Raw genomic sequence first — 13,893 nt, 5'->3', positions numbered from 1 at the left:
TCCCTACTGAAATGAGGTGAAAAATATGATCGTGGTAAGTGCCTGTTTAGCTGGCATTGCTTGTCGTTACGACGGAAATGATAATTTAATCGCAAAAATAGAAGAGCTATTGCAGAAAGAAGAAACCGTTTTGATCTGCCCTGAAGTATTAGGTGGATTACCAACACCGCGCCCTTCAGCAGAAATCATCGGCGGCAATGGGGACGATGTACTAGATGGCAAAGCAAAGGTAGTGGATAAAGACGGGAACGATGTAACAGAAGCTTTTGTACAAGGAGCTTATAAAGCTTTAAAAGAAATAAAAGATTTAAATCCCGAATATATCGTTTTGAAAGAGCGAAGTCCGTCTTGCGGGAGTTCTACCATTTATACGGGCGAATTTAATGGAAACAAGCAAGAAGGCTATGGCGTAACAACTGCTTTATTTCGTAGACACGGATTTACAGTCATTTCAGAAGAAGATTTTGAAAATAAATAAAAGAGTTGGCCTTTTGGCCAACTCTTTTATTTCACGCCTAATTTTTCTTTCACTTTCGCAGGAAGCTCGTCTTTTTTCACTTCTTCCCAAGCTGTTACGCCTTTTTTATCAGAGTAGAATACACGCAAGAATGCTTCCTTACGAAGATTTTTCACAGCTGTAAATTCCATTTCTTTTTCTTTACCATCTTTATCAAATGCAGGTAACTTATACTCAAATGATTTGTGCTTCCCACCACCATCAGCTTGTTGAATTTTTTCTTGTCCGTCAACTGTAATTTGAACATAGTACTCATCTTTTCCCATACGGTTTAAATCGCAACCAACTAACATTGTCGCAAATACAACTAAAATACTAAACAGTGCAATATATCTTTTCACGTCATTCACCTCATGTGTTTTTTATTATGTTGTTATCATAATCTCTTTTCGCCTAAGGAGAAATTCAAAAACGTGACATGAATATTACACTTTTGTAAGATTAAACACTGAAAAAACAAAAAAGATAACCAACCACTGCATCTAGTCGATTATCTTCTTTTTTGTATATCAACAAAGTTTTCGTATCTTAATTAGGAAGCCGATTTATTAATTGTATAACGTTGTTCAATACGCTGTTCAATTTTTTCCATCTCTTGTTTATCATTCAATATCTTTTGTTTATTTTCTTGTATCAATTCTTTAAACGATTTATGAAGCAGTTTACAACGTTTGTTCGCCATAATCATTTCTCCTTATTGTCTGTGTAATCACAGATATAAAATAAAATTTTTCGATCACTATAAATTTTTTGTCTTTATTTGTCGAAAAATTATTCTTAATTCAAGAATACTATAACTTCCGAGTTTTCAGACCTATTTGTTTGAACATTATGTGAATTTAACAAAAACAATTATATACAAATTAAAAAACGAACATAATAATCCTTTTTTAAGGAGGATCAAGAGGTTTTCGAAGAGGTTAGATTCTTTTTCTGCCACATGCACCGGTAAAGTAAATAGAACAAACGAGTGCCTATCATCTTTTGTTTCATATAACTGCAATGTCCATGTTCAATAAACAAAATGAATTTATATATAAAGAGTGGTCCTTGATAAAGTGAAACTTCAATCAGTGGGGGTTTTCTCCATCCCCCACTGATTGTCAGCCCTCACCAATCGGGCTTTTATGGGCTGTTTATCTCTCGCCTAAACTTCTTCGCATTTTCTTAAGTTTTGAGGTGGGAGTATTACAGCCCGTTAATGCGGGATAAAATGATATACTTGCCTTTCTGTACCTAAATTAACCATGCTAAAGACAAAATAATAAACCCTCTTTATGCTGTGTNNACACAGCATAAAGAGGGTTTTGTAATATTTAATCCTATTTCATAATCCATTAGCTTGCGGTTCCGCATAGCAATAATTGTGTACACACGAAGATCATTTGCACTCCGTAACCATCGCCAATGAAATAGTACTTTAGTAATTAGCAAAAAACTAGCACTCTTCCGGCTTACCAGCATTCGACGCTGTACGGAAAGATGATCCACATCCGCATGATGCGATTGCGTTCGGATTATCAATTGTGAATCCGCCGCCAAGCATCGATTGTTTGTAATCAATGTTGACTCCTTTTACAATCGGAGCACTTTCTTTATCAATAACAAATTCAACACCGAAAAACTCAAGAACTGTGTCGTCTTCATTTGGTTCTCTTTCAAATCCTAAGCCGTAAGAAAGTCCACTACATCCACCGCCATGTACAGCAAGGCGAACATATTTCTCTCCATCTTCAGCATCTTTTAACATATCTTTAATTTGATATGCAGCTTGTTCTGTTACATTAATCATGAAATCCACCTTCCTTTCTTCTCTCGTTCTATTATACATCTTTACGCTTCTATCTTGTACTCATACACTCCACGGCAAATGACTTCCGCTGGACCTTTCATTAAAACGTTACCTTCTTCTGCCCAAGCAATCATTAAATCGCCGCCCGCTAGATGAACTGTAATTTCTTCGCCACGCTTCATTTTTTCATTTAAAACCGCTGCGACAACAGCTGCGCATGCACCTGTTCCACATGCCTGCGTAATACCTGACCCACGTTCCCAAACACGGAAGTTCATTTCATTGCCATTTACAATTTCAATAAATTCCACATTCACTCGTTCTGGAAACATTTCATGTGTTTCTAAAACAGGTCCTAGTGTTGTAAGCGGTGCTTCCTCCACATCATCTACAAAAATAACAGCATGTGGGTTCCCCATTGAAACACCTGTAAAAACATAGCGATGATTATTGTATAAAAAATCTTCACGAATAAATGGTGTTTCTCCCTCACCAAGCATCGGCAACTCTGCACGAGTTAATCGAGGGGCTCCCATATCAATTTTTACTAATGTTACAATCCCCTCTTCTACTGTCACTTCCGCTGTTACAATCCCAGCTAATGTTTCAATTGTAAAAACAGTTTCTGCTACTAGTTTATGCTCATACGCATATTTCGCTACGCAGCGCAGCCCGTTCCCGCAACTCTTTCCTTCTGATCCATCACTATTAAACATACGCATTTTTACTGGCGCTACTTCCGATGGACAAATTAAAATCATGCCATCTGCCCCAATGCCAGTATTAATATTCGAAACCTTTTCCGCTACAAGAGCTAACTCTTCCTCTGGAATTTGTTCTTCAAACATATTTACATATATATAACTATTTCCAAGACCATGCATTTTTGTAAAAGAAAATTGTTTCATCCTCATTCACTCCAAAAAAAATTTGTTGTTTTAAGTATAAAATGCATGCTTTTGGAACACAATAAGAACGTCCCCCGTTTCTCATATTTGGCAACATTTTGATGGCTTTTAGATAACAGCCACTCTTACACAAATCGTGTAAGAAAAAAGCCCTTCTCGAAAAGGGCCTTTTTTTTATTTCACACAAACATCCCGGCAATTGCGGCACTTAACAAGTTAGCAAGCGTCCCGGCAATAATCGATTTTATTCCAAACTTTGCAATATCACTACGACGAGTCGGTGCCATTCCTCCAAGTCCTCCAAGTAAAATGGCAACTGAAGATAAATTAGCAAATCCGCAAAGCGCAAACGTAATCATCGCTGTTGTTTTCTCAGAAAGTTTTCCCATATTCGGTGCAAAATCAGTAAACGCTACAAACTCATTTAAAATTAATTTTTCTCCAATAAAACTTCCAGCTGTAATCGCTTCTGACCACGGTACACCAATAACAAAAGCAAGCGGTGAAAAAATATAACCTAGTATGAGTTGCAATGACAAATCTGGATACCCGAAAAGACCACCGATTCCACCAACAATCCCATTTAACAATGCAATAATCGCGATAAATGCAATTAACATCGCCCCGACATTTAAAGCAAGTGATAATCCATCAGCTGCGCCGCGTGCCGCCGCATCAATAACATTGGCCGGCTTTTTATCATCATCGCGATCATCATCTTCATGCTTATGATGTACTTCTGGCTTTTCCGTTTCTGGAAATAGTAATTTCGCCATAATAAGACCTGCTGGTGCCGCCATAATGCTTGCAGCTAATAAAAATTTAAGTGGTACGCCAAGCGCAGCATATCCAAAAAGTGTTGAACCTGATACAGATGCCAATCCCCCCACCATCACCGCAAACAACTCTGACTTTGTTAGACGCGGCATGTATGGACGAATTACAAGTGGTGCTTCCGTCTGTCCTAAAAAGATATTTGCTGTTGCAGATAACGATTCAGATTGACTTGTACCTAAAAGTTTTGCCAATGCTCCTCCAATAATACGAACAATCCATTGCATAATCCCTAAATAATATAAAATCGCAATAACCGAAGATAAAAAAATTAAAATCGGTAATACGCGAAATGCAAACACAAATCCAGCCATCTTTGTTGGATCCCCTAAACTACCAAATAAAAACAAAATTCCTGCATTTGCAAAGTCCATAATCTTTTGCACAAACTGTGTTATCTTCTCTAACACCATTCGGCCTATATCCCACTCTAACACGATATAACCAAATATTAACTGAATAGCAAGTCCGCCAAATACAGTACGTGGCGAGATAGCTCTTCTATTATTTGAAAGTAAGTATCCAATAAGAAGAATAACGATAATTCCAGCTAGTCCCCAAAGAATATTCATTCTGTCACCTCAAAGATTCAAATTCTTTGTTAGCATTTCCTCGCAAAGAATTTTTACTCTGTTTGAACAGATAACAAAAAAAGGTGCTGCTTATTTGCAGACACCTTAAAACATTGGGTTTTCATCTAAGTAGTCATATACATTTTTCACAAGTTCTTCTACCGTTGCACCTTGTACAACTTCTCCGTTTACAAGTGCAAAAGGTCCTTCAAAACAAATACCACAATATCCTAGACAACCGTACTCCATAACATCTAAATTTGGATCTTTTTCAAATTTTTCTAATGCTGCTTGTGAGCCACTCGCAAGGTTACCTACGCAAAATTCGATTAATGGCTTAATCAAAACTATCCCCCCTGTATTTCCAAACATAAATCTATACTAAGAAAACTAAGTTGTTTCTTGTTGTTCTCATTACACGTACTAAAATATTTAGTTGCTTCACTGTTTCATTTCAAAACAAAAAACCTTCTCTATATCAATCCACTTTGATTCCCCAGCATACAAACCACTGCTATGAAAACAGAAAAAGATCTCTACTCACTTCTTCCTTTTGGTTTCATACGGCATAGAAACAAATAGGCACTGAACGGGCGCTCTCTTCAACCTGAAAGAAAGGGTTTCTATTGTTTTTCTAATCTACATGTTGATTCCCAGCTTACAAATTGAAACAGTTTGCCCACTTTTCTTCTTATTGTACAACAGAGTACACATTCATGCATTGTTATTTGTTCACAAATTCGATATAATTTGATTGAGTAAAGTCAAAATATTTTTTCAATATATAATTGTATGATTAGGGGATATTTCAACAGAAAAGGGGTAATCCATCATGAAACACCTCGTATTACTGGGCGGTGGCTACGGTGGAATGAGAATTCTACAGCGGCTTCTTCCGAACAACCAACTTCCAGATGATGTCCAAGTGACATTAATCGACAAAGTACCATACCACTGTTTTAAAACAGAATATTATGCATTAGTAGCGGGAACAATTTCAGAAACGCACATTCGTATTCCGTTTCCAGAACACCCGCGCCTCAACATTCAATACGGAACCGTAACAAATGTTGATTTGGAAAACAAAGCCGTTCATCTTGATGGCGGTGAAGAAATTCACTATGATGATTTAATTATCGGACTTGGCTGTGAAGACAAATATCACAACGTTCCAGGCGCAAAAGAATATACACATAGCTTGCAATCTATTGAGCAAACACGTAAAACATACGAACGATTAAATAGTTTAGAACCTAACGCAACAGTTGCAGTTGTCGGTGCTGGATTAAGTGGCGTTGAGGTGGCAAGTGAGCTTCGAGAAAGTCGTTCTGATTTAAAGATCTATTTATTTGATCGAAAGGATCGTATTTTGTTCCCTTTCCCAGAAAAATTAAGTAGATATGTAGAAGATTGGTTCGTAAAGCATAATGTTACAATTATACGAAACTCTAACATTACAAAAGTAGAACCAAACATTGTGTACAACCATGATGAACCGCTTGAATGTGACGCAATCGTATGGACAGCTGGTATTCAAGCAAATGAAGTTGTTCGAAACCTTCCAGTTGAACAAGATAGTAGTGGACGGGTCGTATTAACAAAATATCATAATATTCCGAATAATGAGCATGTTTATGTTGTAGGCGACTGTGCTTCCCTTCCACATGCACCATCTGCACAGCTTGCTGAAGGCCAAGGTGAACAAATTGTCCAAATATTATTAAAACGTTGGAATAATGAAGCACTTCCTGATGAACTACCTGTTATTAAATTAAAAGGGGTTCTCGGTTCTCTCGGTAAGAAACACGGATTCGGACTATTAGCAAATCAACCATTAATGGGTCGTGTACCTAGACTTTTAAAGTCCGGTATTCTTTGGATGTATAAATATCATAACGGTTAAGCAGAAAAACAAGGGCAGCTTGCTCTTGTTTTTTTCTATTTTTCTCCTTTTTTGATACGATATGAATATATAATTTTTTCAACATATAAGTCGCTGCTATGCATGGCTGGATCCTCCCTTCTAAAAAGAAGGGTTTTATCTTTTTAAAATTTATAGAGAATCAGAAAGGAGCAAATTATGTTTCTATTAAAAGACGTAACTTATAAAGACATCTTACATATTCCTTACTTAGAGATTCCCAAAGAACAAATCACCTGCATAATCGGTGAAAGCGGCAGCGGAAAAAGTACACTACTTCGCATGCTTAATGATCTACAATCACCAACAACTGGCGACATTGAATATAACGGTGCCTCCATTTCGTCTTATCCACCTATTCAATTACGCCGTGAAGTTGTTATGTTAGGGCAAACCCCTCCTATATTTGACGGAACAGTAAAAGATAATTTATTAATGGGACTTCACTTTTCCGAAAAACCTTTTCCACCTGATGAAGCACTGCAAGAAGCGCTCGTAATTGTAAACTTAGAAAAAGATTTAACAAGTACCGCCTCTTCATTATCCGGTGGTGAAAAACAAAGACTCTCCTTAGCTCGTGTATTATTAATGGACCCGCCCGTTTATTTATTAGATGAACCCACCTCTGCATTAGATGCAGATACAGAAAGACGTGTCATGAAAAATTTCACTACAATTGCGAAACAAAAAAAGAAAACTGTTATCTTTATTACCCATTCACAAAGTCTCCCAGAAGAAATCGCAGACGACATTATTAAAATCAGCGAAACAAAAGGTGCTATTAGAAGGGAAGTGCACGCACTTGAAGGGCGTTATTGAACTGCAAATTTGGCAACTTGCTGCGGCATATATTTTCATTATCGTTTTAATCGGACTTGTCAAACTAAAAGGAATACCTCGTGAAAAACAAATTACGATCGCTACATTCCGTATGACCATCCAGCTTGTTCTCGTTGCATACGTACTTACATACATATTTGAAAATAGTAATCCATTTTATACAATTGCTATTATTACTTCTATTACGACATTCGCTATTTTTAATATTTATAAACGAGTTAATATCCCTATGTCAAAAGAGCTAAAACGTGTAGCCGCACTCTCAATGATTGCAGGGTCAATCGGACCACTTTTATTATTTATCTTTGTCATTATTGGACACGATCCTTGGTATGCTCCGCAATATATCGTTCCAATCGCTGGGATGCTTATTGGTAATGCCATGACTGGTGTGTCGCTTGGTGCAAATTCATTCTTAAACAATATGAAATCAAAGCGTGAGCAAATTGAAGGTGCACTAATGCTAGGAGCAACTCCAAAACAAGCAACCGCTCTCCTTGTAAGAGATGCTTTCGATTCAGCTATTTTGCCAACCATTAATTCTATGGTCGGAATGGGGATCATTAGTCTACCGGGTATGATGACAGGACAAATTTTATCAGGAATTTCACCATTTACTGCCATTCAATATCAAATCGCCATTATACTTGGTATTTCCGGAAGTACTGCTTTTTCTGTCATTATCTTTTTGCAACTTGGGTATAAAACCTTCTTTAATAAACGATGTCAATTGAAAGAGATGGTATCTTAAATGCTAATTGTGCCTCTTAAGAAAACATACTATAATCATTGAGACTATACATAAATTAAAGGCGAATTTCATGAAAAAACATAAGAACTGTCAAAGCTGTGGCATGCCATTTTCAAAAGATGAAAAAGGCGGCGGCACAGAAAAAAACGGAGAAAAAAGTACGACATATTGCAGTCATTGCTATGAAAATGGAGAATTCACTCTCCCTCATATTACAGTAGATGAGATGAAAGAACTTGTTGAAAATAAAGTGAAACTTCAATCAGTGGGGGTTCTCCCCCCACTGATTGTTAGTTGAACCAATCGGGCTTTTATGGGCTGTTTATCTCCCACCTAAACTTCTTCGCATTTTCTTAAGTTTTGAGGTAGGAGATAAACAGCCCGTTAATGCGGGGTAAAATCGTGTCATTTGGTTTCCCTAGATTTTTATCTAAATTTTTCACAAGAAGTATTCCTAAATTAGAACGATGGAAAAATAGTTAATATAAAAAAAGTTCACATTCTATTGTGAACTCTTTTTATATTATATATCTCCTTTTAGGTATCCCAATCCAATTTATGGATATTATAATAATGAATCTTTCAATTTGCATCGTTCTATAACGGAGGTATATATGATGTATTATGTTAAATTAATAAAAGGACAATCCTTCTATGCTTTTGATCATCGCTTCTTATTAGATCAAGAAGAGCAAGTTACACAAAGAATTTTTAAATACCTGTGCAAAAATGAGTTTTTTGAAGTACGTAAAGACGAGGATACTTCTACAGCGTAATAATGACTAGCTAAGTAGTATGTACGTTAAGAACCTTTATCTACAAACCGACCTCTGTAGTATGTAATAACTACAGAGGTCTTACTATTTTATCTCTTTTATATCGATACAATAATCACTTTTTATTGGCACTATCTAAACTTTTGAAATGAATTAATCTACCTATTTTCTTTCATAAATGTTTTTGCAGCTTGGCTACTCGGGTTCTCTTGCAAAATATCTTCCGCTAGTTTTAAGGCTATTTTCTTGTCTAAAAGTTTTTCCGGAATTTCAGCAAAAAACAATAAAAATTCTCTATAGCTTACATTCTCAGGAGCTAGTCGTACACACTCTTGTGCATGATAAAAACTTGATAGATAAGCCCCCTCTAAATGACACAGGGGATGACATAAAATATCTGCTGCTAAAGAATGTAACTCGTCACTCTCAGCCTTTTCTAACCGTCTACATATAAAGGTATAAATAATCATACTAGGCTCTTCAAAAGCCCACTCCATTAATAAGCCCTCTAACTCAGGAATCTCTATTTTATATGATAATTCCACAGCCTCTAAAAGTTCACCATTATAAATTTTTCTCCTTAATAAATTTTGCATAAACTAAGCCTCCCACTTCCGCCGGCATGCCTCTATCCCACTAAGCAAATACTTCTTCGTCATATCTGCCCGCTTCCAAATGGAAATCGTTCGTTTTGCCCCCTTATTATGACGTATCCTCTCTACCTCTTGTAACAAAGGTTTCCAGTTATCATTGGACGATCTCATCATATATTGTAATCCTTCATCCTTCGAAACAATCGTTTCATGCTCTAACGTATACAAAATACGGCCCAGTGTGACAACAGCTGATTCTACCCATTCCTCGATTAGAAACAAGTATGGGTTTGACGCCTTTTCTCTCCAGTACTGCTCTACGTTATATTTCATTGTTTCTACAACCTTACTCCATGGGACCTCAAACGGAAGTTTATTTGCTTCTTCTCCAGTCACAGTAATTCCACGGTTCTTTAACGTCCACCATGTCACATCATTCACATCCCAGTGACCTACGTTAACTTTCCCGTCAGCACAATAGACATACTGCGCTATTTCCTTATTAGACTTTCCTAAATCAGTAAGCGGAATATACATACCGTCCATCCGTTCTCCGAGCTTACTTTTACTCAATCTTTTATGTAAATCACTTATTTGCGACTTCTCAATTTCACTGACTGTCTCTCTCGTTACCGTTACAAAATCAACATCACTTGTATCCAAATGAAATGCTCCTAAAGCGATTGAACCGTATACATATACCCCTACCAATTGTTCATTAAAAAATATGTCTTGCAGTCCATTCACATATTGATCCATTAGATCCTTTACTTCTTTTGGTAATTCTTGTTTCACTATACCCTCCACATTCATCCCCCTCAATAAAATTACCTTTAATAACTATTTTTTCCACATACATATATAAGAAAAGCCTTTGCAATCACAAAGGCCTCTATATTATAAATATTTCTCAATTTCTTCGTATACGTCCTTCAAACGAGGATTCCCTTCTCCAACGATTTCCCCGTTTACAAGCACAACTGGATAAAATAAATCTTCCTCAATTACACGCTCTACGAATGCTTGCTTCTCTGTATCTTCTTGCTCTTCTTGAATATCGACGTATTCAAACTTAAATTTATCATCTTGTCCTTCATATTTACGACCAATTGCCGCTTGTAGCCATTCAAATGTTTCAGTCGAAGATGGCATTCCAACGCAGCTCGCACAAATTACTTTTGCCCCATATACTTGAACATTAACCATTCCTTTTCCCCCATTTCTCCGCTTTCACAGTATGTTGAGATAACTTGCTGCATAAACACTTCACTTTACAAATTTCTTTCGTATCCCCTATACTGAAAAAACACGTTGTAAACATGATACAAAATTTCGATAATAAAACAAGAACAGAAAAAATAGATTTTCCCCTGCATCTTGATTATAATAAAATGGATGAAAGGAGTCGATAAAAATGGAAAACCCAAATATGCAAGAACAAGTACTAGAAGTATTAGATAAATTACGTCCGTTCTTACTTCGTGATGGCGGTGACGTTGAATTAGTAGATATTGAAGAAGGTATCGTAAAACTACGCCTTATGGGTGCATGTGGTAGCTGCCCAAGTTCTACAATCACATTAAAAGCTGGTATCGAACGCGCACTACTTGAAGAAGTACCAGGCGTAATCGAAGTAGAACAAGTATTTTAATCTAAAAGCGGAAGCGGCTTGTTTAGAATGTGAGGAGGATGGAGCTTCTGACATAGAGGCGCTTTTTGCCTCGGCGGAAGAAGCGAAGCCACCGAACATTCTAGCCGCTGGAGCTGGATATCCTTAAAAGCGGAAGTGGCACGTTCAGCTCTGGCTGGCTAAGGTTCTTTCGCACAGAAAGTGCTCTTTACTTTCTGGTGCGGAAGGTTCTTAGACACGAAGAGCTTGCCACTGGAGCTGGATATCCTTAAAAGTGCAAGCGGCTCACTTAGAACCGCTGAAACAAAATATCCATAAAAAAGAGACCACCATTGGTCTCTTTTTTATAAATTCCGATTAGGATAACCAGTCTAATTTTCGAATCCCTAGCTTATCAACGGGCAAACGAAGAAACTCATAAAAATTCTTCATAAATTGCTCTGAACGATTCACATCGTGTAAAATATCTTCTAAGTGATTTCGGTACATACTTTTTTGTTCTTCATTTGCCGTCAAATAGTACTGTTCTACCGTTTCAAAATAGCGAAGCGGAAAGAGAAGGCGTGCAAATAGGAGACGCCATCCAAAAGAAGAAAGTGGGTAATTTTTTTCATAATCTGTTACAAACTGAAAAATTGTTTCTTCCCAATCTTTCTCCTTTTCCATCGATACGTAGCGGATCCATTCTGCTAAGTCTCTACTTGGATGATCATATACCCAATCGATGGGGATTTTTAATTTATTCGTTTGCTGCCATAATAAAGGAGTAAAGCGTTCTTGGCAGATTGTTGCTGCATCAGCCAGCTGAGGTGTATCATCTATTTCTGTATCAACAACATATTGAATTGCATTTTCAGCAATGCCTAAATAGTACGGGAAAGACTCAATAAATAATTGATCGAATACATCTGATGGCTGATTCATAAGTTGTGATTGCCAAAATCGCTCTAATTGATCAAGTCTTTTTTCCCATAATGACTTCCATTCACCGATGCGACTTAATTGTTCTATTTCTTCAGGAAAAAAGGCGCCTCGTTTATGGAATAAGGAAAGCTCACTACCTAACGAAATAGCATGTCGATCAAGTAATCGCATACCTTTTAATAAACAGTAATTTTTTTCTTCTATTTCACTTACATAATAACCGTGCACAGTCGGAACAAAAGTCGCAACAGTAATATCCCCTTGTTGGTTCATATAATCGCTTAATTTTTTCATTTCAACAAGTACCTCTTCCTCCATATCTCCAATTGGAAGAAGCACATAAATTTTATTGCGAATCCAAAAGCTTTTATAGGGGCCAAGAGGAATTAATTCTTTGACATGCATTTGATAATGCTCATAAATATGTTGAATCATCATAGTCGCCACCTATGGTTTTTCTATATGTATATGAGCTTGTGCTCGCCTTTCATTCCTATCTATGCACATGATACAGGATCAAAACGTATACAAATAATAAAAAGAAAAAAAGGTGATAACATGAAAGAATCAAATCAACTACAAGAAAGAGCATTACAACTACTACAAGAACGCGGCGTAACGATCGATGATATTGCGGAACTTGTTCATTTTCTGCAAAAAAAATATCATCCTGACTTAGCTATGTCAGAATGTCGTTACAACGTAGAACGTGTATTATCCAAACGCGAAGTACAAAATGCACTCATTACAGGAATCGAATTAGACGTTCTTGCTGAAAAAGGCATGTTAAGTGAACCATTACAAGATATCGTAAAACGTGACGAAGGCTTATATGGGGTCGATGAAATCATTGCACTTTCAATTGTAAACGTGTACGGCTCTATCGGTTTCACAAACTTTGGATATATTGATAAATTAAAACCAGGTATTTTAGAATACTTAAATGATAAATCATCTGGAAAAGTTCATACATTCCTTGATGATATTGTAGGAGCAATTGCGGCCGCTGCATCTAGTCGTTTAGCTCATCGTGCTGAGCATTCAGAATAAGATAAAACCGTAAATAAAAGAACCCACCTCTTTGCACAAAGAGGTGGGTTCTTGCAATAAGCGGAACATGCTCTATCGCCATACTCTCTTACATTATTTTTTCGTTTATATTATACGATTCATTCGGGCCGAGCCATAGCATATTTGTTAACAACGACATGTATCTAAATCATACGCCATGAGCAAGAACTCTCTTCCCCTGCTCATAAATGAAACATGCTTTTGAAACCCGGCATCCTCATACAATGTAATCGCCCTTTGATTAAAAGCAGCAACACTTAAACGGATTCTTTGCGGCTGAAACTCTTTTAAAGCAAACTCTAGTCCAACTTGAAAAAAGGACTTCCCCATCCCTTTCCCTGTTAGCTCTGGCTTCATTCCAAGTCCAATATCTACAGTACCTTCTCCTACGTATAACCTCGCATCCCTTCCTCCTGGCACTTGTGCGTTTTCTCCAAAACAAAAATAGCCAATTAGTTCTCCGTTCTCATTACAACACCCATAATATGTACCATCTAGCAGTTCCTCTATTGCCTCCTCACTACCTGAAAAACTGTATAACGCATACGGTTCCTCATACTGCCACTTATTGATTTCTATTGCTTCTCTTTCTATCAGTTTGTGTATATTCATCCCTCTGCTTCCTTTCTAAAAACGATTTACTAACAAAGTTCTACATAAGTCCTGAAATTCTCCTTTTGTTTTTAAAAACTTTGTAAATTTTCAAAATATAAAATTGGAAAAGTTTTGTAAGCGTGTTACGATTGAATTAATTATTTTAAATG

General features: G+C 36.9%; 19 protein-coding genes. 8 read left to right on the top strand and 11 right to left on the bottom strand.

Annotated features, from left to right (window positions below; genetic code table 11):
• Window positions 1–25 precede the first annotated feature (25 nt).
• Complete coding sequence (locus CN373_RS16145) at window positions 26–478, top strand: DUF523 domain-containing protein (protein ID WP_000637628.1); 453 nt, start codon at window positions 26–28, stop codon at window positions 476–478.
• A 26-nt stretch (window positions 479–504) separates the two neighbouring features.
• On the opposite strand, the gene CN373_RS16140 is transcribed toward CN373_RS16145, so the two are convergent.
• The 6 genes from CN373_RS16140 to CN373_RS16115 form a co-directional block, all read right to left on the bottom strand.
• Complete coding sequence (locus tag CN373_RS16140; protein ID WP_000833164.1) at window positions 505–858, bottom strand: YxeA family protein; 354 nt, start codon at window positions 856–858, stop codon at window positions 505–507.
• A gap of 191 nt (window positions 859–1,049) precedes the next feature.
• Entirely contained in the window at window positions 1,050–1,205 is a 156-nt protein-coding gene (locus CN373_RS16135; protein ID WP_002058286.1) for an FbpB family small basic protein, read from the bottom strand.
• 750 nt (window positions 1,206–1,955) lie between these two features.
• Window positions 1,956–2,309 carry a HesB/IscA family protein gene (locus CN373_RS16130; RefSeq protein WP_000611448.1) on the bottom strand — a complete coding sequence of 118 codons (354 nt, stop codon included), beginning with the start codon at window positions 2,307–2,309 and terminating at the stop codon, window positions 1,956–1,958.
• Window positions 2,310–2,350: 41 nt separating this feature from the next.
• The gene (gene dapF, locus CN373_RS16125; RefSeq protein ID WP_000808865.1) at window positions 2,351–3,217 is read right to left on the bottom strand and encodes a diaminopimelate epimerase; all 867 of its coding nucleotides are present in this window, start codon (window positions 3,215–3,217) and stop codon (window positions 2,351–2,353) included.
• 179 nt (window positions 3,218–3,396) lie between these two features.
• On the bottom strand, window positions 3,397–4,623 hold the full coding sequence (locus CN373_RS16120; RefSeq protein WP_098359718.1) for a NupC/NupG family nucleoside CNT transporter: 1,227 nt from the start codon (window positions 4,621–4,623) through the stop codon (window positions 3,397–3,399).
• 105 nt (window positions 4,624–4,728) lie between these two features.
• A complete protein-coding gene (locus tag CN373_RS16115) occupies window positions 4,729–4,968 on the bottom strand; it encodes a YuzB family protein (RefSeq protein ID WP_000595023.1) in 240 nt (79 codons plus the stop codon).
• Between the two features lie 487 nt (window positions 4,969–5,455).
• On the opposite strand from CN373_RS16115, the gene CN373_RS16110 reads away from it, so the two are divergent.
• The 5 genes from CN373_RS16110 (at window position 5,456) to CN373_RS16090 (ending at window position 8,911) form a co-directional block, all read left to right on the top strand.
• On the top strand, window positions 5,456–6,526 hold the full coding sequence (locus tag CN373_RS16110; protein WP_000682084.1) for an NAD(P)/FAD-dependent oxidoreductase: 1,071 nt from the start codon (window positions 5,456–5,458) through the stop codon (window positions 6,524–6,526).
• Window positions 6,527–6,703: 177 nt separating this feature from the next.
• Window positions 6,704–7,363 carry an ABC transporter ATP-binding protein gene (locus CN373_RS16105; RefSeq protein WP_098359717.1) on the top strand — a complete coding sequence of 220 codons (660 nt, stop codon included), beginning with the start codon at window positions 6,704–6,706 and terminating at the stop codon, window positions 7,361–7,363.
• The gene (locus CN373_RS16100; protein ID WP_098359716.1) at window positions 7,347–8,135 is read left to right on the top strand and encodes an ABC transporter permease; all 789 of its coding nucleotides are present in this window, start codon (window positions 7,347–7,349) and stop codon (window positions 8,133–8,135) included. Before CN373_RS16105 ends, CN373_RS16100 begins: the two co-directional genes overlap by 17 nt.
• A gap of 70 nt (window positions 8,136–8,205) precedes the next feature.
• Window positions 8,206–8,433, top strand: coding sequence for a zinc ribbon domain-containing protein (locus tag CN373_RS16095; protein WP_098359715.1), 228 nt, complete (start codon window positions 8,206–8,208; stop codon window positions 8,431–8,433).
• A gap of 319 nt (window positions 8,434–8,752) precedes the next feature.
• Entirely contained in the window at window positions 8,753–8,911 is a 159-nt protein-coding gene (locus CN373_RS16090; RefSeq protein WP_000291903.1) for a YqbF domain-containing protein, read from the top strand.
• Window positions 8,912–9,069: 158 nt separating this feature from the next.
• Here the strand turns inward: CN373_RS16090 and CN373_RS16085 are convergent, their stop codons facing one another.
• From CN373_RS16085 to CN373_RS16075, 3 genes are all read right to left on the bottom strand, one after another.
• Window positions 9,070–9,507, bottom strand: a complete 438-nt coding sequence (locus CN373_RS16085; protein WP_098359714.1) for a hypothetical protein — start codon at window positions 9,505–9,507, stop codon at window positions 9,070–9,072.
• Between the two features lie 3 nt (window positions 9,508–9,510).
• On the bottom strand, window positions 9,511–10,317 hold the full coding sequence (locus tag CN373_RS16080) for an aminoglycoside adenylyltransferase domain-containing protein (RefSeq protein ID WP_430794191.1): 807 nt from the start codon (window positions 10,315–10,317) through the stop codon (window positions 9,511–9,513).
• Window positions 10,318–10,401: 84 nt separating this feature from the next.
• Window positions 10,402–10,710, bottom strand: coding sequence for a YuzD family protein (locus tag CN373_RS16075; RefSeq protein WP_000248584.1), 309 nt, complete (start codon window positions 10,708–10,710; stop codon window positions 10,402–10,404).
• Window positions 10,711–10,918: 208 nt separating this feature from the next.
• On the opposite strand from CN373_RS16075, the gene CN373_RS16070 reads away from it, so the two are divergent.
• Window positions 10,919–11,155, top strand: coding sequence for a NifU family protein (locus tag CN373_RS16070; protein WP_000431179.1), 237 nt, complete (start codon window positions 10,919–10,921; stop codon window positions 11,153–11,155).
• 336 nt (window positions 11,156–11,491) lie between these two features.
• Here the strand turns inward: CN373_RS16070 and yutH are convergent, their stop codons facing one another.
• Window positions 11,492–12,493, bottom strand: a complete 1,002-nt coding sequence (yutH, locus tag CN373_RS16065; RefSeq protein WP_098359712.1) for a spore coat putative kinase YutH — start codon at window positions 12,491–12,493, stop codon at window positions 11,492–11,494.
• 123 nt (window positions 12,494–12,616) lie between these two features.
• On the opposite strand from yutH, the gene CN373_RS16060 reads away from it, so the two are divergent.
• On the top strand, window positions 12,617–13,108 hold the full coding sequence (locus CN373_RS16060) for a phosphatidylglycerophosphatase A family protein (RefSeq protein WP_000665096.1): 492 nt from the start codon (window positions 12,617–12,619) through the stop codon (window positions 13,106–13,108).
• A gap of 147 nt (window positions 13,109–13,255) precedes the next feature.
• Here the strand turns inward: CN373_RS16060 and CN373_RS16055 are convergent, their stop codons facing one another.
• The gene (locus CN373_RS16055) at window positions 13,256–13,741 is read right to left on the bottom strand and encodes a GNAT family N-acetyltransferase (protein WP_001020821.1); all 486 of its coding nucleotides are present in this window, start codon (window positions 13,739–13,741) and stop codon (window positions 13,256–13,258) included.
• Window positions 13,742–13,893 lie beyond the last annotated feature (152 nt).

Source organism: Bacillus cereus (assembly GCF_002561295.1).
Lineage (GTDB): Bacteria > Bacillota > Bacilli > Bacillales > Bacillaceae_G > Bacillus_A > Bacillus_A cereus_S.
This window is presented reverse-complemented; position numbering and strand designations above follow the sequence as displayed.

What these genes read in the sequence shown, in the direction of transcription:
- CN373_RS16145 (WP_000637628.1), top strand. Translation starts at nt 26, where the DNA reads ATGATCGTGGTAAGTGCCTGTTTAGCTGGCATTGCTTGTCGTTACGAC.
- CN373_RS16135 (WP_002058286.1), bottom strand. Translation starts at nt 1,205, where the DNA reads ATGATTATGGCGAACAAACGTTGTAAACTGCTTCATAAATCGTTTAAA.
- CN373_RS16130 (WP_000611448.1), bottom strand. Translation starts at nt 2,309, where the DNA reads ATGATTAATGTAACAGAACAAGCTGCATATCAAATTAAAGATATGTTA.
- dapF (WP_000808865.1), bottom strand. Translation starts at nt 3,217, where the DNA reads ATGAAACAATTTTCTTTTACAAAAATGCATGGTCTTGGAAATAGTTAT.
- CN373_RS16120 (WP_098359718.1), bottom strand. Translation starts at nt 4,623, where the DNA reads ATGAATATTCTTTGGGGACTAGCTGGAATTATCGTTATTCTTCTTATT.
- CN373_RS16110 (WP_000682084.1), top strand. Translation starts at nt 5,456, where the DNA reads ATGAAACACCTCGTATTACTGGGCGGTGGCTACGGTGGAATGAGAATT.
- CN373_RS16105 (WP_098359717.1), top strand. Translation starts at nt 6,704, where the DNA reads ATGTTTCTATTAAAAGACGTAACTTATAAAGACATCTTACATATTCCT.
- CN373_RS16095 (WP_098359715.1), top strand. Translation starts at nt 8,206, where the DNA reads ATGAAAAAACATAAGAACTGTCAAAGCTGTGGCATGCCATTTTCAAAA.
- CN373_RS16090 (WP_000291903.1), top strand. Translation starts at nt 8,753, where the DNA reads ATGTATTATGTTAAATTAATAAAAGGACAATCCTTCTATGCTTTTGAT.
- CN373_RS16085 (WP_098359714.1), bottom strand. Translation starts at nt 9,507, where the DNA reads ATGCAAAATTTATTAAGGAGAAAAATTTATAATGGTGAACTTTTAGAG.
- CN373_RS16080 (WP_430794191.1), bottom strand. Translation starts at nt 10,317, where the DNA reads ATGAATGTGGAGGGTATAGTGAAACAAGAATTACCAAAAGAAGTAAAG.
- CN373_RS16075 (WP_000248584.1), bottom strand. Translation starts at nt 10,710, where the DNA reads ATGGTTAATGTTCAAGTATATGGGGCAAAAGTAATTTGTGCGAGCTGC.
- CN373_RS16070 (WP_000431179.1), top strand. Translation starts at nt 10,919, where the DNA reads ATGGAAAACCCAAATATGCAAGAACAAGTACTAGAAGTATTAGATAAA.
- yutH (WP_098359712.1), bottom strand. Translation starts at nt 12,493, where the DNA reads ATGATTCAACATATTTATGAGCATTATCAAATGCATGTCAAAGAATTA.
- CN373_RS16060 (WP_000665096.1), top strand. Translation starts at nt 12,617, where the DNA reads ATGAAAGAATCAAATCAACTACAAGAAAGAGCATTACAACTACTACAA.
- CN373_RS16055 (WP_001020821.1), bottom strand. Translation starts at nt 13,741, where the DNA reads ATGAATATACACAAACTGATAGAAAGAGAAGCAATAGAAATCAATAAG.